At 70.4% G+C, this 22,251-nt stretch carries 12 protein-coding genes and 6 pseudogenes; 8 read left to right on the plus strand and 10 right to left on the minus strand.

Annotation, left to right across the window (positions count from 1 at the left end):
* Positions 1–653 (plus strand): annotated as a pseudogene (locus NRO40_RS00005) (transcriptional regulator); the annotation flags it as partial.
* Between the two features lie 649 nt (positions 654–1,302).
* Here the strand turns inward: NRO40_RS00005 and NRO40_RS00015 are convergent.
* Complete coding sequence (locus tag NRO40_RS00015; protein ID WP_198549352.1) at positions 1,303–1,551, minus strand: hypothetical protein; 249 nt, start codon at positions 1,549–1,551, stop codon at positions 1,303–1,305.
* Between the two features lie 28 nt (positions 1,552–1,579).
* Here NRO40_RS00015 and NRO40_RS00020 point away from each other — a divergent pair, with 28 nt between their 5' ends.
* Entirely contained in the window at positions 1,580–1,783 is a 204-nt protein-coding gene (locus tag NRO40_RS00020; RefSeq protein ID WP_408056966.1) for a hypothetical protein, read from the plus strand.
* 196 nt (positions 1,784–1,979) lie between these two features.
* Here NRO40_RS00020 and NRO40_RS00025 read toward each other — a convergent pair whose 3' ends face one another.
* The gene (locus tag NRO40_RS00025; protein ID WP_157901857.1) at positions 1,980–2,435 is read right to left on the minus strand and encodes a peptidase inhibitor family I36 protein; all 456 of its coding nucleotides are present in this window, start codon (positions 2,433–2,435) and stop codon (positions 1,980–1,982) included.
* 156 nt (positions 2,436–2,591) lie between these two features.
* Entirely contained in the window at positions 2,592–3,584 is a 993-nt protein-coding gene (locus NRO40_RS00030) for an ArsR/SmtB family transcription factor (RefSeq protein ID WP_058942472.1), read from the minus strand.
* Between the two features lie 1,178 nt (positions 3,585–4,762).
* On the opposite strand from NRO40_RS00030, the gene NRO40_RS00035 reads away from it, so the two are divergent.
* Positions 4,763–5,041, plus strand: coding sequence for a GlsB/YeaQ/YmgE family stress response membrane protein (locus tag NRO40_RS00035; RefSeq protein ID WP_058942471.1), 279 nt, complete (start codon positions 4,763–4,765; stop codon positions 5,039–5,041).
* A 567-nt stretch (positions 5,042–5,608) separates the two neighbouring features.
* On the opposite strand, the pseudogene NRO40_RS00040 reads toward NRO40_RS00035, so the two are convergent.
* Positions 5,609–5,764, minus strand: a pseudogene (locus NRO40_RS00040) (IS701 family transposase); the annotation flags it as partial.
* 219 nt (positions 5,765–5,983) lie between these two features.
* Between NRO40_RS00040 and NRO40_RS00045 the strand changes: the two are divergent.
* Positions 5,984–6,843, plus strand: a protein-coding gene (locus NRO40_RS00045) for an IS5 family transposase (RefSeq protein WP_257375298.1) whose coding sequence is annotated in 2 segments (ribosomal slippage) — positions 5,984–6,326 and positions 6,326–6,843 — 861 coding nt in all. Because the reading frame shifts where the segments join, the coding sequence is not laid out codon by codon here.
* 83 nt (positions 6,844–6,926) lie between these two features.
* Here the strand turns inward: NRO40_RS00045 and NRO40_RS00050 are convergent.
* Complete coding sequence (locus NRO40_RS00050) at positions 6,927–7,559, minus strand: carbonic anhydrase (protein WP_058940115.1); 633 nt, start codon at positions 7,557–7,559, stop codon at positions 6,927–6,929.
* 251 nt (positions 7,560–7,810) lie between these two features.
* Here NRO40_RS00050 and NRO40_RS00055 point away from each other — a divergent pair.
* The 4 genes and pseudogenes from NRO40_RS00055 to NRO40_RS30720 form a co-directional block, all read left to right on the plus strand.
* A pseudogene (locus NRO40_RS00055) lies at positions 7,811–8,152 on the plus strand (galactose-binding domain-containing protein); the annotation flags it as partial.
* A 154-nt stretch (positions 8,153–8,306) separates the two neighbouring features.
* On the plus strand, positions 8,307–10,550 hold the full coding sequence (locus tag NRO40_RS00060) for a glycoside hydrolase family 9 protein (protein WP_058940113.1): 2,244 nt from the start codon (positions 8,307–8,309) through the stop codon (positions 10,548–10,550).
* A gap of 74 nt (positions 10,551–10,624) precedes the next feature.
* Positions 10,625–11,110 (plus strand): annotated as a pseudogene (locus NRO40_RS00065) (alpha/beta fold hydrolase); the annotation flags it as partial.
* Positions 11,111–11,144: 34 nt separating this feature from the next.
* Positions 11,145–11,308: pseudogene (locus NRO40_RS30720) on the plus strand (IS5/IS1182 family transposase); the annotation flags it as partial.
* 280 nt (positions 11,309–11,588) lie between these two features.
* Here NRO40_RS30720 and NRO40_RS00070 read toward each other — a convergent pair.
* The 5 genes and pseudogenes from NRO40_RS00070 to NRO40_RS00090 form a co-directional block, all read right to left on the minus strand.
* Complete coding sequence (locus tag NRO40_RS00070; RefSeq protein WP_232790914.1) at positions 11,589–11,942, minus strand: hypothetical protein; 354 nt, start codon at positions 11,940–11,942, stop codon at positions 11,589–11,591.
* A 969-nt stretch (positions 11,943–12,911) separates the two neighbouring features.
* A complete protein-coding gene (locus NRO40_RS00075; protein WP_198549236.1) occupies positions 12,912–14,894 on the minus strand; it encodes an APC family permease in 1,983 nt (660 codons plus the stop codon).
* A gap of 203 nt (positions 14,895–15,097) precedes the next feature.
* The gene (locus tag NRO40_RS00080; RefSeq protein ID WP_079046744.1) at positions 15,098–16,237 is read right to left on the minus strand and encodes a magnesium and cobalt transport protein CorA; all 1,140 of its coding nucleotides are present in this window, start codon (positions 16,235–16,237) and stop codon (positions 15,098–15,100) included.
* Positions 16,238–17,517: 1,280 nt separating this feature from the next.
* The gene (locus NRO40_RS00085) at positions 17,518–18,741 is read right to left on the minus strand and encodes a PLP-dependent cysteine synthase family protein (protein ID WP_257375299.1); all 1,224 of its coding nucleotides are present in this window, start codon (positions 18,739–18,741) and stop codon (positions 17,518–17,520) included.
* A 1,332-nt stretch (positions 18,742–20,073) separates the two neighbouring features.
* Positions 20,074–21,456, minus strand: a pseudogene (locus tag NRO40_RS00090) (DUF7507 domain-containing protein); the annotation flags it as partial.
* Positions 21,457–22,251: the final 795 nt, after the last annotated feature.

Here is a 22,251-nt window from a genome sequence, read left to right on the forward strand (position 1 = left end):
CGGACCGTGCCCGTACCTGGGCCGAGATCTCCGGCTCCCCGCTCGCAGCTGCGGCCGCGGCACGGGAACTGGCCATCGTGCTGCGCCACCAGGACCAGCACGGCGCCGCTCAGCGCCTGATGTCCTCGGTGACCGACGACCTCGAGGCAAGCGGGCTGCGCACCGACGCCACGGCCGCCGCCTACGCACAGATGCTGTGCACCCTGGCCTACACCGCAGCCCGGGCCGGGCAGCGCACCGAGGCCCTGGCGATGGCGGAGGAAGCCCGCCGTGCCGCCCGTCGCCTGCCCCAGGCCGCTCTACCTGGCCGGCTGTTCGCCATCTGCCCGGCCGCCGTCGACCTGTATGCGGTCGGTGTGCACTGGGCACTCGGGGACGCTGGCGCCGCACTCAATGCCGGGAAGAACCTGCGGCCGGAGCAGTTCCCGACCGGTGAGCGCAAGGCCCGTCTGGGTACCGACATGGCGCGCGCCTGGTGGGCCTGGCAGCGGCCCGAGCAGGCCGCCCACGCACTGCTGGACGCCTACCGGGCCAGCCCCGGCGAAGTTCGCGACCGGCCAGCGATCCGCCGCATCGTCACCGAGCTCGCCGAACGGCACCCGCGCACCAGCGGCGTACGCGAACTGCACGCCGCAGTGACACGGATCATCTGACGCCCGTGCGGCGGAACAGGCGCCCAGCCCCACAGGGTCCGTGGCGCTGCGCTTGAGCGCCTTCTGCCTGCGGCCGTGCTGCCACTTCCTCCAGGATGCGCGGTGTCCCCCGCGTGCGGCGCGGTGGTGCGGGCACGTGCGGCCGCGGGCTCACAGCCGGCGGGGCGGCCCAAGTCACAGCGCGCTCGCTTTGAGCAGGCGCAGCGTCGTGGCCGACGTCGGCCTCCGCGGCGGCGTGGGGTGCCGCAGCACCGCGGGGGTCAGCCGTGGGCTTCGCGAATTGCGTTGTTGACGATCTGGACAGGACGTCCTTCGCGGAGCATCTGGTCGGCGGTCTTGCCGTTGATGAGGACCCCTGGCACGACCGGCCACCGACGGGGGGCCGGCGGCGGGCAGCAACGGAACAGCGGGCAGGAGGCGGCGGTGGGACGGCGCCGCCCGCCGCCGAGCCCCGATGGCGTGGCGGACGGGACGGCAGCAGAGCACAACCAGACTGCGGCGGCACCATCGCTGCCAGAACCTCCCGGTCGCCATGCCGGCGCCGCCCACCTCCTTGGGGCCGCGACGGCGCTTCCGGCACCACTCTCTGGAACGGCTCCCACAGCTCATCCGGCACCAGCCGCTCGACAATCCCCACGAGCTGTCGCGCCTACGTCGTGCTTGAGCAGGTGGTCTCAGTCCAGGTTGCCTGGAGGTCATGGCAGACGATGGTGAGGGTGCCGTCCCAGCAGGCGATCTCGTGGCTGCAGCCGTCCCTGTGTTGCAGGATCTCGTCGAGAATCAATGTCCCGAGGTCCGTTCCTCGGCCCTCGTCGGCGGGATCGATGTTGGGCGTGAAGCCTGCTGAGCGTGCCACTGCGGCCCGGGTGGTCGCGCGCGCGGCGAAGGGTTCGCGCAAGGCGCGGCAGGGGTTCCAGCGTGGGCTGGTGGCCCGCGGGCAGTGGGTCGACCGAGAGGGCGCCCACCGGCCGGTCCCGCGCGGGCACGCCGAGGAGATCACGGTCAACGGGGAGGCGGAACCGGTGACCATGAAACTCGGGGTGTGGGCCTCCAACACCAAGAGCCGCCGTGACAAGCTCGACCAGGAGCAGCGGGTTGCGCTACGGGAGCCGGGCATGCAGTGGGTGTGACACCGTCGCCGTGGGCGTTGGTGCAGCCGGGCGTGTGAGGCCCGGCCCTGTCATGGCAGCGGTCGCTGTGTTGCCCGGACCTGATGCCCGGGCGCGGCCCGAGTCCGCACGTGGTGGACGCGTGCGGACTCGGAACCGGCGCCGTGGGCTGCCGGGCGCTGGCGGGCGTGCCCCCGCGCCCGGCAGCCGCTCCCCGCTAGGAGCCCTTGTACGAACCGATCGGCGTGGCGGTACCGCAGGATGAAGAGCCCAGCTTCTGCACAGCGGAGATCTTGTCGTCGAGGTCGAACCAGTCGTTGAGCTTCGACACCGAGTACCCCGGACGCACGCAGTACTTAGCTCCCCCGTTGTAGGCGTCCACGTATACGTACCAGGAGACGCTGTTGCGGTTCCACAGCGAGTTGAACCTGTCGTTGTCGCCGCCGAGTGCCGGCGCCGAAGCCGTGTACGCGGTGAAGATGCCGAGGTAGTTGTCGTCGGACCACGCGCACAGTCGGTTGTCGGCGCACTGCGCGGGGCTCGCCGACGCGGGTGCCTGCGTGGTGGTGAAGGCCACCCCTACGGCGCCCAGCAGGATCGCCGCGCGTTCCAGTGCGCGGCGGGGACGGGTTTTCGTACCCGGTGACTCGGGTGACGTCGGTGAAGAGGTCATGCGCGTACTCCCCTTGGTCGAAGGTGGTGTACCTCCAGTGGTCCGGCGTCGGGCATCCCCAGGCACACCGGAATGCCATGAATGCTGCGGGTTGCCGTGCGGTGTGGCCATGCCCTTAAGCAATGGCTTAAGGGGCTGGGGCCGGGCCGCGCGGCGTCACCGGTTCCCGTCCAGCAGTTCGCGGCCCAGTGCGGTGGTCATGTGCAGTACGGAACCGCCGCGTCGGCTGGTGGTGATCAGGTGTGCGTCGCGCAACGCCTTGGTGTGCTGGCTGACGGCCGGTAGGGAGACGCCGAGTCGCGCGGCCAGTTCCGTGGTGCTGCAGCCCTCGGCGGCCGCGCGCAGCGCGGCGGCCCGGGTACGTCCCAGCAGGGCGGCCAGGGCATCGTCGGCCACGGGGCCTTCGGGGGGCGACAGTGCCGCGCCGGTGGTCGGATCGGTCACTGCGGGTACGGTCAACCGCGGCACTGACGCGTCGTCGTACGGGTCGTGCAGCAGGCTGGACTGGCGCCAGGAGAAGAGGGTGGGTACGAGGATCAGTCCTCTGCCGCCCAGGTGGACCTCCACCGGGCGGGGGTAGCGTACCTCCAGCACGGGTGGGCGCCAGCGCATCAGCGCAGGGCTCAGGGAGGCCAGCAGGGCGTCGACTCCCCCTTCCAGGAAGGTGTGGGCGTACTGGGCGCGTACAGCGTCCAGCCGTGACCGGGAAGCCGCCCAGTACGGTGCGACGGTCGCCTGGTGGCAGGCCAGGAGGCCGGCGGCCAGCAACCGTCGGGCGTCGGTGCCTCCGTCGGCGACGGCTCGTGCCCAGGGCAGGTGGACAGGGTCGACGGTGACGGGTTGCAGTTCGCGGCGTATCTGGGTGCGCGGTGCCCGCAGGAGGACGTCCACGGCGTGGTCGATGTCGGGTGAGTCGCCGGCCAGTGCCAGCAGGTCCAGGCCCGGGCCTCGGGCCGGCAGCAGTGTGACCAGTGGCCGGGCCTCTTCGCCCAGCCGGTTGATCACGGTGGCCCGCCAGCGTTGGAAGGGCAGCGGGAGGGAGCGCCTGCAAAGCATCTCCAGGCTGTAATACGTCTCCGCGGCGGCCCCGATGGTGGCGGCCACTCGCGTGCGGGCGAGATCCTCGGCGGTGAAATGGATGCGCAGCACCACAGACCCCCGTCTCGGGGTGGGGACACCTTTGGTGTGGTGTCGGTCCGGACCGCCGCTTCCGTGGCGACCGAAGTATTGTCGGGCGGGATGGGCAGGGCTCGCAACGGTCCTTTTTCCGGACCTTTCATGTTGCGGCGTTCAGGGTGTCCGCGGTGGATGACTCGGTCGTCGGCGGGCCCCGGCTTGCTCGCTGTCGCCCCGCGTTCGATCTGCTGCGGCTGTCCGGCACCGACACGACCGCGTGGCCGTACCGGCGGCGCAGGACGGCGCTGGAGTCTGTGTTCGCCGCACGGCGGTTGTCGGTGCCGCTGGGCTCTGTGTCCGTCGACCACTGGGGAGGATCGAAGGGAATATGCCCCGCCGGACCGGGCGGACCGCGGCCGCCAGTGCGCGGGCGGACCGTCGGGTGCGAGCGGACGGTCGGATTCGCTCCGGCGGTGGTACGGCGGCGGGGTAACGGGATGGCGGCACGGCGGCGAATCGGCGGCAGGGCGCAGGCAGCTGACGGCGGGTGGTCTCTCGCCGGTAGCAGTCGGGCGGGGCCAGGACGCCGCGGTGCACCGCGGCGGGGCGGCAGTTCTCGATCCCGAGGCCGCCGGACGGTACGCCTACAGCGCGGCGTCGGAATACCGGATCTGGGTGCCGGCATGGTGGACGGAGGACAAGGGGCGGCATGTGGCAGCAGCTCGCGACATAACCCGGCGCCAACGAGACGGTGATCCGGCAGTGAACCGACGGCGGCCGGCGCGGCGGCGGCTCGGTGTCGCCCTCACGGTGGTGGCACGCCGCACGGTCGATCAGCACGGGAAGCAGGACGAAACATCTCGCCGGTTCGTTGGTTTGCGTCCGCCGCTCCAGGCTCGTGGCGTGGACCCGAGCCCAGCAGCAGGTCGGCGTGACGCATCTCGATCAGCACGGCCGCCACGGCAACGCGAAGCAGACACCGACGGCGGGACGCCTGCGTGTGCATACCGCGAAACGATTGCGAATGGCTGGGGCTACCGCCCGCGATCCTGCACGACGCGCCCGGAGCGGTGGCCTGACTCGCGAGCGCCATCCAGTGGCTTGCAGTCGCTTCCCGGAGCGGGCAAGGGGAAGCCAGGGTGTTTGGAAACCCGCGCACGGTGCAGACGTTCGTTGACACCGTCTTTATTCACCCAGGTAGGAGACACATCATGGGCATTGTGGCTTGGATCCTCATAGGTCTGCTCGCGGGCTTCATCGCCAAGGCGCTGATGCCCGGCAAGGACCCGGGCGGAGTCATCATCACCATGCTCATCGGCGTCGCCGGCGGTCTGCTCGGCGGTTTCCTCGGCAAGGTCCTCTTCGGCGTCGACTCCATTGATGGCTTCTTCGATCTCTCCACCTGGATCGCTGCCATCATCGGGTCGGTCATTCTCCTCGCCGTCTACCGACTCGTCGCCGGTAACAAGCGCCACCACAGCCACGCCTGACACGGTCTCACCCTGGACGGAAAACGGCTCCCCCTCTTCCGAGGGCGGAGCCGTTCCGCTGTTGTGCGGCAGACACCCTTGCGGCCGTCCACCTGGTCTTCAACCTGGCCCGTATCGGGGTGGCAGGAGGACTGTGGCACGACGGCGGTCGGCACGCGGGGCCGCGCGACGGGATCCGGAAACACCCACCAGCACAGCGGCGGTGGTGCGGCGAGGGAGCGGCGCCACGGGGCACCGACCTGGAGGCACCGCCCGGCGGCAGTCCGGCAGCAGTCCGGCAGCGCACGGCCGGGCTCGGCGACAGAACGGCAGGCGTCCGGGCCGCGGCCAGGCCGCGCCGGGTCGACGCCGGGAAGCCAGCGGCCACCCGACGGCGCAACGCCGAGGGTGGGACATCAGGAGGGACCACCGGGGACTCGACCCCAAAGGCGCCACTCTCACGCTTCCCGGCGGCATGATCACCTACCAGATCGTCGTCCGTCGCGAGCGCGTGTACATCGTGCAGATCACCGCCCTGGAGTGGTGATCACCCTACCCAGCTAGTACTCCAGCCGTAGATCGTGATCTTCATGCTTGAGCGGCTTGTCGTCGGTCGTGGCTGGTCTGGGATCGGGCCTGGTGGCGGCGTCGCCAGACGGACCAGCCAAGCCGGTGGACAGGGTCAAAGACGCGTTGGATGACGAGCGTGATGAACAGTCGTTGGATTTCGTTGCAGGTGAGCGGGAGCGGCACAGTGACCGGGCAGCGGTGGGGCGGTCTTCAAGTACCGCCTCGCAGTCGTTGACGATGCCCTTCCAACGTCGGCCGATGATGCGGCGCCGAGTGGCAGCATCCGGCGCTTCCAGCAGGGCGCGCACCGTCTGCGGCCCGGGCACCCACATGAGGGGTATGCCCTCGTCGACTAGAGCGTGTCTCTTTGATGGGTTCATCAGTTGATCGGATGTGTCTGTCCGATTAGTGATCACTGATGCGATGTGGGACCGGATCGAGCCGCTGATGCCGGCCGATCCGGTTCGCGGACGGCGGTGGGCCGGCCACCGCCGCACCCTGGAGGCCATCGCGTGGAAGTACCACACCAACTCGCCCTGGTGGGACCTGCCCGACGAGCTCGGCCCGTTCCAGACCGCCCACAAACGGCTGATCAGGTGGGGGGGTCGACGGTACCTGGGAGACGACCTCGCCGCCGTTCTGTCAGCGGCGGACGCCGACGACGACATCGACTGGACGATGTCGGTGGACTCCACCGTCGTCCGGGCCCACCAGCACGCAGCCGGAGCACGGAAAAAGGGGCGGCCCACTACGGTGAGCCCGCCGATCACGCCCTCGGACGCTCCCGCGGGGGCCTGAGTACCAAGGTCCACCTGGCCGCAGACGGCCGTGCACGCCCTCTGGCCTTCACCGTCACCGCTGGCCAGGCCGGGGACGCACCCGCTTTCGAAACGGTGATGTCCCGCATGCGCGTGCCCCGCCGCGGCCCCGGCCGGCCGCGAACCCGACCCGTCGCCGTACTCGCCGACCGCGCCTACTCATCCCGCGCCATCCGAGCTCATCTGCGTCACCGGGGAATCCGGGCGGTCATCCCGCAGCCGTCCGACCAGATCGGCCACCGCTTGCGGCGCGCCCGCCGAGACGGCCGCCCGCCAGGCTTCGACCGCGAAGCCTACAAGCAGCGGAACACCGTCGAGCGGTGCATCAACCGCCTCAAGCAGTGGCGCGGCCTGGCCACACGAACCGACGAACTCGCCCTCGCCTACCAGGCCGCACTCCACCTCGCCGGCATCCTCATCTGGACCCGACACTGACCAAAGAGACAGAACCTAGGCGTGCCGGTCGGCGCGCGGCTGAGCGGCGGGGTGGACGGGCTCCGTGCAGTCGACGTACTGCGTCATGAGCCTGTTTCGCCCTCTTCGGTGATGTCGCCGCGTGACGTGACGAGCCGTGCGCTGCCTTCGGCGAGCTGGTAGCCGAGGCCTACAACGGCCACTTCCCCTGCTTCGACCTGCTGCGAGAGCAGGCGTGAGCGGTCGAGAAGCAGGTCAACCGTGTGGCGGATGTGCTCGTCCACGTCGCTCTCGGAGGTCAGTCCGGCCGCGCGGGCGGCAAGGATGCTCGGGGTGACGCGTTCGACGACGTCGCGGACGAAGCCGCCGACGGACAGGCCATCCTCCACGGCCGCCCGGGCGGCCGCGACGGCGCCGCACGAGTCGTGTCCGAGGACGACGACCAGGCGGGCGCCGAGCACACTCGTCGCGTACTCCACACTCCCCAGCACCTCCGACCCCAGAACATGCCCGGCGGTACGGACGACGAAGAGGTCCCCGAGCCCCTGGTCGAAGATGATCTCGGCGGCCAGCCGCGAGTCGGAGCACCCCAGCACGACGGCAAAGGGGTCCTGCCCAGGAGCGAGCTCTGTACGCCGGGCGGCGTCCTGATTGGGATGCTCAGGTGCGCCGGCTACAAAGCGCTTGTTGCCGGACAGGAGGGAGTCGAAGGCCATGGCGGGCGAAGTTCTCGGCATGACGGCAGCATAGGATCCGGCCTCCGCCCGTACCCCGGGGGCCTCACGCCCGCGTTTCGCACGCTCCGTGGCGGCCCTCTGCGTCTGGGGAGTCCTGCCCGGCGTGAGCCGGGCGATGGGACGCAGCGGACGCGCGGCGCGGCATGGGCGGCAGCGCGGCGCGCGTCACAGCCCGCTGATGGCAGCGCGACAACGGCCTGAAGCGCGGGGGCGCGGGCGGTGGCTGCACGGCGCGATCCGGGGATCGGCACGAGGCCACAGCCCTGCTGCCCGCCTTCGACGGGCGCGCACCGAGGACTGGGTGTCGGTCGACCACGGACGTACGCGCGACTTCGACCGGGTGGACGTCTCCTTCACCGTTGGACGCCACGCACAGCCTGCCCGCGGCGATCGAGGTGGCGGTGTGGAACGGCCGCTCCTGGCAGGCCGTGCGGGATGCCGCGACCGACTGGGCCACGGCCTCCGGCGACGCGACCGTGATCACCTTCAGTGCCGTGCGCGGCTCGCGGCTCCGGCTCACTCTGACCAGCCGCCACCCGGACGAGGCCCGGGGCGCCATCCGCATCGACCACCTGGAGACACCGGCCGCCTGACCCCTCGCGCGCAGCGGGCCGGACGGAGCCGGTGACGGCCTGTCCTGTCCGGACCGTTGACGGGGCGTCGCATCAGCCACAACCATGGCGTGCGTCAGTTCTGGGAGCGCTCCCACGCCGAGCGTCACCCGCCCCTCCCCCGAGGAGCCCAGTCGTGAAACGACGCAGAACCGCCCTGCTGTCCCTGCCGGCCCTGCTGGCGACGGCCCTCACCGCGTTGCCCTCGGCGCCGGCCGGGGCGGAAGAGACCGAGCAGGTCAGGAACGGCACCTTCGACACCACCACCGATCCGTGGTGGACGACCCCCAACGTCACCGCCGGCCTGTCCGACGGCCGGCTCTGCGCCGACGTCCCCGGCGGCACCACCAACCGCTGGGACGCCGCCGTCGGGCAGAACGACATCACCCTCGTGAAGGGGGAGTCCTACCGCTTCTCCTTCAGCGCGACCGGGACACCCGCCGGACACGTGGTCCGGGCGATCGTGGGCCTGTCGGTGGAACCGTACGACACGTACCACGAGGTGACACCGCAGCTCAGCGTCTCCGGCGACACCTATTCCTACACCTTCACCTCGCCCGTCGACACCGACCGGGGCCAAGTCGGCTTCCAGCTCGGCGGCAGCGCGGACGCCTGGCGCTTCTGCATGGACGACGTCTCGCTGCTGGGCGGGGTGGCGCCGGAACCGTACGAGCCCGACACCGGGCCCCGGGTCCGCGTCAACCAGGTCGCCTACCTGCCCGCCGGGCCGAAGAACGCCACGTTGGTCACCGATGCCACGGCGAAGCTGCCCTGGGAGCTCAAGAACTCCGGCGGGACGGTGGTCGCCCGGGGCACGACCGTGCCGCGCGGCCTCGACGCCTCCTCCGGGCAGAACGTCCACTCGATCGACTTCGGCGCGTACCGCAAGAAGGGCTCGGGCCTCACCCTCGTCGCCGACGGCGAGACCAGCCGGCCCTTCGACATCGACGCGAGCGCCTACGAGCGGCTCCGGATCGACTCGGCGAAGTACTACTACACCCAGCGCAGCGGCATCGCGATACGCGACGACCTGCGGCCCGGCTACGGCCGCCCGGCCGGGCACGTGGGCGTGGCACCCAACAAGGGCGACACCGACGTGCCGTGTCAGCCCGGTGTCTGCGAATACTCGCTGGACGTCAGCGGCGGCTGGTACGACGCCGGTGATCACGGCAAGTACGTCGTCAACGGCGGCATATCCACCTGGGAGCTGCTGAGCACCTACGAGCGCGCGCTGCACGCCCGTACCGGCGACGCCGGCAAGCTCGGCGATGGCACGCTGGACATCCCCGAGAGCGGCAACAGGGTGCCGGACCTCCTCGACGAGGCGCGCTGGGAGCTGGACTTCCTGCTCAGGATGCAGGTACCGGACGGCAAGCCGCTGGCCGGCATGGCCCACCACAAGATGCACGATGAACAGTGGACCGGCCTGCCGCTGCTGCCCAGCGACGACCCGCAGAAGCGCGAACTGCACCCGCCGTCCACCGCCGCCACCCTGAACCTGGCCGCGACGGCCGCGCAGGCGGCCCGCCTGTACCGGCCCTACGACAAGGCGTTCGCCGGCCGAGCCCTGGCGGCCGCCCGCAAGGCCTGGTCGGCGGCGCTCGCCCACCCCGACCGCTATGCCTCCGAGAACGACGGCATCGGCGGCGGTGCCTACCCCGATCGTGACGTCGCCGACGACTTCTACTGGGCGGCCGCCGAGCTGTACCTCTCCACGGGGGAGAGGCAGTTCCGGGAGTACGTCCTGAAGTCCCCGGTCCACGGGGCCGACCTCTTCCAGCCCCTCGGGTTCGACTGGGCTCGCACCGGGGCCGCGGGACGCCTCGACCTCGCGACGGTGCCGAACAAGCTGCCAGGCCGGGACGAGGTGCGCCAGTCCGTCGTCAAGGGCGCCGACCGCTATCTGGCGACCCTGAAGGCACACCCCTACGGCATGCCGTACGCGCCGGACGGCAACGTCTACGACTGGGGCTCCAGTCACCAGGTCCTCAACATCGCCGTCGTCCTCGCCACCGCGTACGACATCACCGGCGCCTCGAAGTACCGCGATGGCGCGCTGCAGAGCATGGACTACATCCTGGGCCGCAACGCCCTGAACATCTCCTACGTCACCGGCTACGGCGAGGTCAGCGCGCAGAACCAGCACAGCCGCTGGTACGCCCGCCAGCTCGACCCGAACCAGCCCAACCCGCCGAAGGGCACCCTCGCGGGCGGGCCGAACTCGAGCATCCAGGACCCCTACGCGCAGAGCAAACTGCAGGGCTGCGTCGGCCAGTTCTGCTACATCGACGACATCCAGTCCTGGTCGACCAACGAGCACACGATCAACTGGAACGCCGCCCTGACCCGCATGGCCTCCTTCGTGGCGGACCAGGGGTAGGCAGCGGTGACCGGCCGTGTGCCGGGGGAGTCCGCCGACAGGACGCCCCCGGCACGCGCGCGTAGCCTGGTGGCATGCCAGCGGTGCGGGTCGACGGCATCGAGGTCGCGTACGACCGGGTGGGCCGGGGCCCGCCCCTCGTGCTCGCGCACGGCGCCACGACGGACGCCCGCCTGTTCCGCCCGCAGACCGAGGACCTGGGCGACGAGTTCACGGTCGTCGCCTGGGACGAACCGGGCGCCGGGCGCTCCTCCGACGTACCGCCCTCCTTGGCCCTGGCCGACTACACCCGCTGTCCGGCGGCGGTCGTCGAGGACGTGGACCTGGGTCCGGCGCACGTCCTCGGTCCGTCCTGGGGCGGGACCGTGGTGCTGGAGCTCTACCGGCACCACGCCGAGCTCGTCCGGACGCTGCTCCTCGCCGACACCTCCGGGCTCCGCCTGATCGACACCCTCATCGACGTTGCTGCCGACCCGTCCTCTGACGGCTACGCCTGCCAGGTCATCGCCGCCACGATCGACCCCCTCCCCCGCCCTTACGCGGACGTCCGCGAGACCCCCGTCGACACCGACAACCGCTTCTTTGACCACGCACCCGCCCGGCTTCGATGCCGATGCCTACAAGCAGCGCAACACCGTCGAGCGGTGCATCAACCGCCTCGAACAGTGGCGCGGCCTGGCCATACGATGCGACAAACTCGCCATCGCCTACCAGGCCGCACTCACCTCGCCGCCATCCTCATCTGGGCACGACGCTAACCAAAGAGACAGAACCTAGGTGTATTGATCACGAGCGTTGTTGACACTGCTGGGCCTTGATCATGGCGAAGACCTCCGGTGTGGTGGAGGGCTCCAGGCAGTCGCGGGGCCACCCGCTCGCAGTCGGGCCGGTTCGGCCGCTGAGGTATCGACCCGTCGGCCGGTGTCCGCGCCTACGAGGATCGCCCCGTTGTGCAGAACCTTGGGGTACCGGATGGGGAGCGTGCCCGCCGCGGGCGGGGGTGACGGGCACGCCCGGGGCAGTGCCGGCCTTTGTCGTTCAGGGGTGCTGGTCGGCGAGTCCGCACACCCACGCGAGCGCTTCGCGCACCCCGTGAATGTAGTCCCGGGGGACGGTGCGCTGGGTGGAGTCCTCCATCTGCACCGTCGCGGCTTCCACTTCCGCTGTCAGATCCTCCAGAGCCGGTGCCTCATCCCCCGCTTGCGCGGTGATGGGCGCAGGCCCGCCGCGCCCCAGCGCCCACAAATAGCCGGCCAAGGCCCCGCGGGAGAACTGCGTCTGCTGATCGGGCCCGGCCGCCTCAGCCTCCAGATGACGAAACACCCGTTCGACATCGGTGAAGGTTCGAACGCCAACCCGAACTTGCGCAGTACTCATCGAATGCGTGGTCATACTCGTATGACTAGCCGCTCCCCTCCCCCCTACACGCCCGGCCCGGAGCGCTCACCCGCCCAGCGGTAGCCGCCCCGGCGCGCACCCCCGGCGCGCACGGGCATCGTGCGATCCCACCTGCGGCGGGCGTGGGATGGCGGGGCCGGCCGCTGCCGGCGCGGGCGGCAAGCACGAAAACCGTACGCGGCAGTAGGGCGGCGCGGCTTCGGAGCCGCACGCCGAGACATTGGGAGGCGTGGACGACATTGCGCCACCGGGCGGAACGGCGACGGCCGGAGCCGCCGCGCCGGCAACGGTGCTACGGCGGCCCCTTACCCGGGCGGTGCGGCGCGGACGGTGCAGCGGCCGGGCGAGGGCCGGAACCGACCGGGCCCCGGGCGCGGCCGGTGGGCACGGTCGCAGGACCAGCGGACGCACCGGCAACGACCACTACCAAGGCGGCGGCGCGGTGATGGGCGCCGGGGTTGCCTGGATGGGCGGCAAGACGAGCGCCGGTGGAGCGGATGCCGGGCGGCGTGGGCGGATGGGGAAGCACGGGCCCATATCTCGGCCAGTGGTGCCCCCCCCCCCCGCCCCGGCCGCCGCCACGCTCCGGGCCGTCATCCGACCGCCGCGCTCCTACCGCTGGCTGCCGGTCCCCCGCCACAACGCCGAGCTGTCGCGCGGCCGCCGCGCCGTTTGTGACCGCCCCCTTCGGGTTCTATGGCCGGGCTGTGCCCGGGCAGCTCGCCGGCTCCCCGGCGCCCGGGTTGCGCCGTCCCACCGTGGCCTGCTCCCGCTGCAGCCCCACGGGCCCGCCGCACCGCTGGCTGCCCGCACGCTACGCCCGTTCCTCGCCGGACCGCCGCGCCCGCCCGCGTCCGCCATGCCTCCACCCGCCTCCACAGCCCCCGGTCCGCCGCCATGTCCGGGCGCGCCCTCGATAGCCCGTAGTCCTGTCAGTGGTCCGCTGTCCTGGCGGGCGGCGGGTCAGCCGCCGACGTGGATGCCGGGGCGGCGGTCGGGGTCGGGTTCGTGCTTGCGGACGATCTCGCGGGTGACGGGGGCGGTGTCACCGCGACCGAGAAGGAAGTAGCGGAACATGTGGACGAGCGGGCTGCCCTCGGCCCAGGCGAAGTAGCAGTGCGGCTGGACACCGGTGGCATCGCGCAGGGCCAAAAGGATCGCGGCGATGGCGTTCGGTGCGGCGGGGGCGTCGGCGCGCAGGATCCGGTAGCCATCGACTTCGACACCGTGGACGGTGAGGGCTTCGCTGAAGTCGGAGGGGTCGACGACGTCGATCTCCAGGAAGAGGACGTCGGCTCGTCCGGGGACCGGGTTGGTGTGGCGCTGTTCGTCTTCCTTGGCGGAATACTCGGCGGCATCGCCGGCCCGGCGGCGGTTGGCGATGATGTTGATGGACTCATCGTGGGCAAGGGTGTCGGTGATGAACCGGCGGGCGGCCTCGTCGAAGACGATGCGGTCAGCGCGCAGTTCGGTGGTGCGCGAGACCCGGGAGATCAGCGAGACGGCGATGATGCCGGCGATGAACACGCCGGATATCGCGATGCCGTCGGGCTTGTCGACGATGTTGGCCAGCAGGGCGTAGAGCAGGATCGCGGTGAGCACCGCGAACCCGGTGCCGGCCAGGCGCTCGCGGCGGCGGATGACGGAGACGGTGACGGCGAAAGCGCCGGAGACCATCATGGCGAGGATGCCGGTGGCGTAGGCGCCGGCCTGCTTGTCGACGTCGGCGTTGAAGGCGATGGTGATGCCGATGGAGATGGCGGTGTAGACGATGACAACGGGGCGGACCGCTCGTCCCCATTCGGGGGCCATGCCGTAGTCGGGCAGGTAGCGGGGCACGATGTTGATCAGTCCTGCCATGGCGGAGGCGCCGGCGAACCACAGGATGAGGATGGTGCTGATGTCATAGACCGTGCCGAAGACTTCGCCGACGTGCTCGTGGGCCAGCCAGGCCAGCGCGCGGCCGTTGGCGGCGCCGCCCGGCTCGAACTCGTCATCGGGGATGAGGACGGTGGTGACGAAGCTCGCGGACAGCAGATAGACGCTCATGATCAGGGCGGCGGCAGTGAGCAGTTTGCGGGTGTTGCGGATCCGGGACTGCAGGCGCTGTTCGGGATCGGTGCCGCTCGCGGCGACCAGCGGCATCATGCTCACGCCGGTCTCGAAGCCCGACAGGCCCAGTACCAGCAGCGGGAACGCCAGCAGCGCCGGCCCGGCCAGGTCACCGAAACCGCCCATCTCGCCGAGAGCGTCGGTCCAGGCGGAGAACGCCTCCGGGGTGCTGATCACATGGGCCAGGCCGACACCGATGATGACGGCGTTGAGCGCCAGGAAGACGGCTACCAGAGGGATGGCGACCTTGACGGCTTCGCTGAACCCGAGGAGGAACACCCCACCGAGGATGAGCAGCAGTCCGACGGTGAGGGCCACTTCATGGCCGTGGAGCACCGCGGGGAAGAAGGGGTTTTCCACCACGTGGACGGAGGCGTCGGCGGTGGACAGGGTGATGGTGATGATCCACGAGGTGGCGACGAAACCGAGCAGGACGAGGACGAACAACTTGCCCCACCAAAACGGCAGCAGGTCCTCCAGCATCGCCACCGACCCGGCACCGTGCGGGCTCGCCTTCGCCACCCGCCGGTACATCGGCAGCATCCCCAGCAGAGTCAGCGCGACGATCAACAGGGTCGCCAGTGGGGAGACCGCCCCGGCGGCGAGCGCGGCGATCGCCGGGACGTAGGCCAGGCTGGAGAAGTAGTCGACACCGGTCAGGCACATCACCTTCCACCACGCGTGCGGCTCCGCGTGCGCCTCCCCGGCCGCCGGTCCGACCGGCTGCACTCGATGCCGCAGCAGCCACTGCGCCAGACCCCCAGCGGGCTGAGGTCGCAGCGCCGGACTCTCCACGACTTCCGGTACAGCCGGGCCTTGCGCGTCCTTCGACATCCCCATCACTTTCTCTCACGGCCCGAGGGCCTTTCTTCTGTGGCAGCAGCGAGTGGCGCCACGGCATGATCATCGAACACGCGACCAGTCGGAGCCTCACCGACCCGGCACGTGACACACCGCTGTCCGGACCTACGGCTGCCCTCGTTGCAGGCGCACGTCCTGGCTGGTGCTCTGGGGCGTCTGATCTGGCGCGGTGCTGGTCAGAGCCATTTGTTGCGGCGTAGGGCGCGGTAGATGACGGTGCACACGAGCACGATGACCGTGAGGACGGCCGGGTAGCCGTAGCGCCAGGTGAGTTCGGGCATGTGGTCGAAGTTCATGCCGTAGATGGTGCCGACCAGGGTGGGGGCGAAGAGGAGGGCGGCCCATGAGGAGACCTTCTTGATCTCCTCGTTCTGGGCGTGGCCGGCCTCGGCCAGGGCCTTCATCTCCTCGTTCTGCTGCTGGGTGACCAGGGTGGCGTTGACGGTGAGGATGTCCTGCAGGGCCTGCTTGAATCCGTCGACGCGTTCGGTGACGTGCGTGGCGTGGTCTGCGACATCGCGAAGATGGCGGCGCAGTTCCTCGTCGATGTCGTGCTTCTCGAACCCGGCCGACAGCCCGGCCGGGATCGCGACCAGCGGGTGGGTGGCACGCTGGGAGTCCACAACTTCGCGGGACAGCTCGTAGATGCGGCGCGAGACGCCTGGGGCGTTGCCGAAGACCTCGGTCTCGATCTCGTCGATGTCGTTCTGCAGGCCGGCGACGACGGGAGCGTAGCCGTCGACGACCGCGTCCATGATCGCGCACAGGACTGCTTCCGGGCCGCGCTCGAGCAGGTCCGGCGGGCTGTTCTCCACCCGGGCGCGGACCGCGGCCAGGTCGGGGGCGGCGCCGTGGCGGACGGTGATGACGAGATCGCGGCCGACGAACACGTGCAGCCCCCCGAAGTCGACCTCCTCATCAGCGGCCATGTAGCGCGCCGCACGCAGGAAGGCGAGCAGGGTGTCGCCGTAGCGTTCCGGCTTCGGCCGCTGGTGCGCTTCCAGCGCGTCATCGATCGCCAATGGGTGCAGATCGAACTCCGCAGCCAGGGACTGCAGCTCCGCGGGGTCGGGCCGGTGCAGGCCGATCCACGCCATACCGCCTGGGTGCCTGCGCAGTTCCCGGAAGTTCTCCATCAGCGAGTCGTGGGCGCTGGTGCGCTGGCCGTCCTCGTACAGAGCTGCCGTGATCACACTGCTCTTCCGCCCATTCGGCTGGGGGGTGGAGAGCTCGCCCGTGGGCGGTGTGGAGGCGGGAGGCCGGGCGGGCTTGGCCGGGGTGAAGGCGCGCAGGCGGCGCAGACGACGCTCAGACATGAGGGGGAAGCCCTTCGGGGCAGGACGATCGGGAAGTGACGTGAGGCGCGGCATGCCGCCGGCGCCACCCCCTGGCCCTGCTAGGTCCCAAGGCAGGCGGCACCGTGCGGCATGCGACCGGGAGGTTCACCGCTCATCGCGGACTCCACCACCCTTCGACGCAATGCGGACAGCCCGCTGAGCAGCGTATAGCGCGTAACGGGACGGCAGGGCCGCCGCAGCAGAGCCCTTACGCAATCTGTACGCATGACCATGCCGGCGGCGACAGAGGCGGCGATCGTCCTCGACCGGACCCGGCGGCAGAGGGGCTTCTGGGCCGTCACCGATACCGATTGCGCTTGGGCCGCCGAGCTGCGGCGAGGAAGTCGGCTTCCCCGTGCCGGAGAACCGGGCCCGGGGTGGCCGTGGAAGCCGGACTCGCCCTTCCACGCGATGCCGGCCGTCGCAGCAGCCAAGCCGATCCGGATCGGCTACGCGCGCTGCTCGATCGCCCAGCAGGAGTTGCAGAGTCACTCGACGCGCTCGAACTGCTCTGCAAGCGGATCTTCTCCGTGAAGTCCTCCACCAGGGTCAAGACCCGGCCGGAACAGGGGAAGGCGCTGAAGCTGCCGTACGACAGCAAAGAGGCCGCCCGCGGCCAGGAGGTCATCCTCACCGTCCACGGACTCAAGCGCCTGGCCCACAACGCCGCCCAGCCGATGACCCTGTCCGATCAGCTCCGGACCGCTGGCGTCCAGCTCGCACTTCTCACGGGACCGCTCACGGCATCTACGACCCCAACGGCATGGGCGCGATGTTCTTCGCCCTGCTCGCCGCCGCAACCAAGGGCAACCCCGGCGGGCGGCCACAGGTCGTCGACGGCGACATGCTGCTGCACGCCCGCGCGCTCAAGGACAAGGGCGTTCCCGTCCCCGATGGCCCTGCTAGTCCTGGATGGCCACGTACAGCGGCGGGAGGAGAACGAGCGGCGGGGCTCCTCAGCGCGGCTGCCCACTCCTGCTCGAAGGCCGGCACCGAGGTGTCCGCGCGCCGGTCGGCGCGCGGCTGGGCGAGGAGTTCGCCCGGACCCCCGGGCGCGGGGGCGTACGGGGACCGGGTGCGTGGCCGGGCTGCGCGCTCATCGGCTGGTCCTCCTCGACGCGGCCCTTTCGGCGCGAGCTCCTGGGCACTCATCATGTACGGGGAACCAGTGCGACGCCCTCGCGCCGGAGGGTGCAGCTACCCAACGGTCCTCAGGGGTGCATTCCGGAAAGCCCGTTGGGTTGTCGCTCCTGGCTCTGTCACATGTTCCACAGGACGGCCGCCGGCCGCGAAGGCTCCGGCCAGGTCGTCGGTAGCGCCCAGACGCCGTTGTCGAGGAAGGTCTCGATCACCGGGAGCCACGGGGTGTGATCGATCCCGCGCTGCCTCAGCCACTCGTCGTCGTAGTAGGTGTCGAGATAGCGTTCGCCCGGGTCGCACAGCACGGTGACGACCGTGCCGCGCTCACCCCGTTCGTGCATCTCGTGAAGGATCTTCAACGCCCCGAACAGGGCGGTGCCGGTCGATGCCCCGGGTCGTACCCCCAGACGGTCGGCGGCCACCCTCATGGTGGCGATCGACGCGGGGTCCGGCACCTGGATCATCCGGTTGACGAGCGGAAAGAGGAAGGAGGGCTCGACCACCGGGCGGCCGATCCCTTCGATACGGGACCCCCGGGCGGTCGCCCCGCGGTTGTTCTCCCGCCAGCCGGGGAAGAACGCGGAGTTCTCCGGGTCGGTGACACAGACCTTGACCTTCCGGTTCGTGAATCGGGCGTGGCGGGCCAAGGAGGTCACGGTTCCGCCCGTGCCGGCACCCATCACGAACCAGTCCGGGTCCACGGCCCCGATCACTTCAGCCGCGAGGCTGTGCTTCCCACGCCAGTCGTAGGCCCGCTCTGCATAGGTGAACTGGTCCATGAAGTGGCCGCCGGTCTCCCGGGCGATCTTCCGGGCCACGGACGAGATCTCGGGTCCAGGTACCTCTTCGACCTTCCCGCCCAACTCGGTGATCTTCTTTTTCTTCCTGTCCGCGGTACCTACCGGAACAACGGCGACGAAGGGCAGGCCGAGTTCACGGCAGAACCACGCCTCGGAGATGGCCGTCGACCCGCTGGACGCCTCCACGACGGGGTGACCGCTGGTCAGCCAGCCGTTGACGAGGGCGTTGAGGAAAAGGGCCTCGGCGAGCCGGTGCTTGTGGCTCTGGGATGGATGAGCTGTCTCGTCCTTGATGTACAGCTTCAACCCGGCCAGTGCATCCGGAAGCCTGATCTCCCGCAGCGGGGTCGGCGTGTGCGGCATCTGCAGAATGCGCGTGCCGCGTTCGGCCACCCACGTCCGCTGATCCTGGTAGTGCCTGTTGTCGAGATCCTGCGCACCGGGCGGCTCGTCGCCGGCCCCCATGGCCGGGCCCGGTGATGCGAGCGCGCCGCGCGTCATCTCCGCCTCGTAAGGCAGCACCTCGAGTTCTGGCACCGTCACGTCGACCTCCTGCTCGGGTGGACGGCTGGGAGGCTGAACCGCTCTCTTCTCGGGACGTCAGCCACAAGCCAACATAGGACGTGATGTACCGATGTCGCACACTTGGTTGACAAATGCAGGACAGATAAGGTAATCCGCCGATCCGATCACGGTGCGCGGCTGAGTTGACGACGCCGCCCGGCCCGAGCTGCGCGAGGCAGGCCCGGATCGAGGCCCGCGCCGACCTCCCGGCGCTGCGCGAGCCGGACACGCAGGACACCGAACCCCCGCGGCGGGGACGGCGCCGTCTTGGGCGACAGGGACCTTGCCTTCATGTCAACCACCGTGCCGGTACATCGAATGACCCGACGCTCAGGCGTCGTCACCTGTGGAGCCGAGTGACCGGCGAAGTCGGCCAGACGCTCACCTTGCGCGCTGGGTGGTCGATCCGCACGCTCCAGTGACGTGAACCGTCCGTGTGCTCGCTGGCGGTCCGGTTGACCGCCAGCGAGCACACGCGTGTCCAGGGCATGTGTGCAGGGCGTCTGTCGGGTGCCGGAGAGATCCGGCGGCGGTCGCGCAGGGAAGGCACCGGCCCCGGAGCGGCGGGTGCCGCTCCGGGACCGGTGGAAGGTGTCAGTCCGCGATCTTCACGTACGTCAGGTAGGAGCGGTCGCCCTGGAAGGCGGAGGCTTCGAGTGTGGCGTCGTCCAGGCCGTTGCCGGGTCCGCCGCCGTGGAGGACGGCCTGCACACGGACCGTCTTGGATCCCTGCGCCTCGGACACGGTGACCAGACCGGTCAGGGGTGTGGGGCCGTGCATGCAGTGCTGGAAGCGGGTGTCGCTCGCCGCGCGGAACTGGTGCTGTGCCGACTGGCGGGGGCCGAGCTCGACGGCGCCGGACTGCGCGTGGACCAGGCGGACTTCGGTCCACAGGTTCGTGCCGCCGCCGTAGTCGATGGTCGCGCAGATGTTCGTGTCGATGTCGCCGGTCACCAGGTACACCCCGGGGTGGGGAAGCGTGACCTGCAGGGTGGTGTCGGCCCAAGTGTCGTTGGCGCGGGTGGGTCGCAGGTCGACGTCGGGGACCGGGGTGGCGGCCTCTCCGCGCAGGGGTGTCAGGTAGGCACGGACCGTGTAGTCCTGCGGGCAGTCGCCCGCTTCCGGGGACGCCACGACGATGTCGACCGACTGCCGGTTGTCGGCGATGCGGGCCGGCGCCGGTCCCGATGTTCCCGCGACGCGGGTGCGCGGTACGAGCAGGCCGGCCTGGGTGCACTTCAGCGCGTTGCAGGGGGTCGGGTCGATGTCCACGCCGCCGCACGGGTCGCATCCCCGCGGCGGGCGTTTGCCGCACGGGTCACAGCAGGGGGAAGCGTCCTCCACACAGATGGTGACGGTGTCGGTGTTGTTGCCGGGGCGGGGGTCGGTCTCGGCGGCGTCCGCGGTGGCGGTGTTGGTGAGGGGTCCGGCCTGGGTGGCCTTGGCCCGCAGGGTGAGGGTGGCGGTGGCGCCTTCGGCCAGGTCGCCGATGGTCCACCGGCCGCTGTCCGGGTCGTAGGTGCCGGTGGTGGCGGTGGCGGAGACGAAGGCGAGGTTGTCGGGCAGGTGGTCGGTGACGGTGGCGCCCGTGGCCGCATTGGGGCCGGTGTTACGGATGGTGATGCGGTAGGTAACGGTCTGACCGACGGTGACGGTGGTGGCGTCCGCGGACTTGACGATCCTCAGGTCGGCAGCCGCGCGGACCTCGGTGACCGCCTCGTTGGAGGTGGCGGTCAGCGGCTCGGGGGTCGGGCCGAGGCGGTTTTCGTACGTGGCCGTCGCCGTGTTGGTGACGCGCCTGCCGGCGCTCGCCTCGTCGATCCGGACCCGGTACTCCACCGTGGTGCCCGCGGGTGCGGTCTCGGTGCTGGGCAGGCTGCCTCCCTGCCCGCTGGTGGCCCCGTTGCCGACGCGGAAGACGACCCGATTGTCCTCGGCGCCGACAGACGCCTGGTCGTCGCCGGCCTGGTCCGTCTTGGGGCCGGCGTTGGGGCCGTCGACGATGCGCAGCGACCCGGGTACGTACGTGGTGCCGGCCGGGATGGCGTCGGTCAGGACGAGGTTCTCGGCCGCGCCGCCGCCTTCGTTCCTGGCGGTGATGCGGTACGTGATGACGTCCCCCACGTCCAGCGGCCCCTCGGGGATCGCGGACTTGGTGAGTACCACCAGCGGCGCGGTGCCGAAGAACACCCCGTCCAGGAAGTTCCCCACACCCTGGTTGCCGCCCGCTGACGCGATGGACCGGAAGGCGAACCTGGTCGTGGTCTGGCCGGCCGGCACCGTGTAGGTGCCGGTGTAGTAGCCCCAGGCGCTGTTGCCGTCGGTGAATCGCCGCTGCTCGACCACCGTCCCCGGCGCACCGATGTCCAGCGCCATCGTGTCCTGACCGAGCCGGCCGCGGTGGTACAGCCGCCAGTACAGCGTCGTGCCGGGCGTGGTCGGCAGGTCCTGGTAGAGCGTCGACACGTGGTTGGCGTTGAGCTCGGCGAACTGGGCTCCCTCGGCCGCGGGGACGCCGTTGAAGCCGGAGCGCCACAGTTCGATCATGTGGTCGGGCGCCGTGGTGAGCCAGCCCGGCACGCGACGAGCCGCTTGTGTCTGGGAGGCGTCGGGGAGGATCTCGAAGTTGGTGACGGCAGGTTCCTCGAAGCTGCCGTTGACGAGCGCTACACGGAGTGGGACAGGAGTGGTCATCGTCTTCCCCCTTGCATACCGCTGGGGCGCCCACCGACCAGTCCCGAATTTCGGGCAGGGCGGCGGGAGGCTGACAGCACGGAAGGACAGCACACATCAGCAGTTGACTGACAGTGACCGGCCCAGGGTCCCGGCCATCCCTACGAGGCAGGTTTGGCGGGCAAGTGCACAGGGCACGTGACGGCCTGCCACAGCCAAGACCCGCCGGCTCACACCACGAGCTGCACACAGGTTCCCGGCGTGATCAGAAGCCACCCGGTGAACGACCGAAAAGGGTCACGACACGACCGAACCCGCCATTCAATCGAGTGAATCTAAAGGCGTCATGTTGACGTAGGTGGCCGCACAGGCGGCAACCAAGGTTTGTCGCGCAACCGACTGCCCGACTGCGGACTCGGCGGCCAGGGCCGGTGATCGGGATGAAGAGCTGCACCACTGTCCCGGTCGCCGCGCCGATCGGCGTCTGACCGACGGTGACGCCCGGGTGCTTCCGGCCCACCCGGTCCAGCCCGTCGAGGGGTGTCCCACTGCAGGTGCACCCGGCCACAGCCGGTCTTCGCCAGCCCGTCAGGGCACGGGCTTCGGCCGCCGCTGTACAGGTCCACTCGACGAGGACGCGGTACCCGCCCGTCAGCGGAAGGTCGGTGGCGTTGCCGATCTGCCGCCACGTCGCTGGCCGGGTCAGCTCGGTCGGCGAGGTGAGACTTGTCGTTGTCGGCCTTTTGGCGGTGGCCGCGTGGCTCGGCCGCCGTTCCTCCGGACGTGAGGCGTGGTGGTGGGTCCCGGTACTGGCGG

The organism is Streptomyces changanensis (assembly GCF_024600715.1).
GTDB lineage: Bacteria > Actinomycetota > Actinomycetes > Streptomycetales > Streptomycetaceae > Streptomyces > Streptomyces changanensis.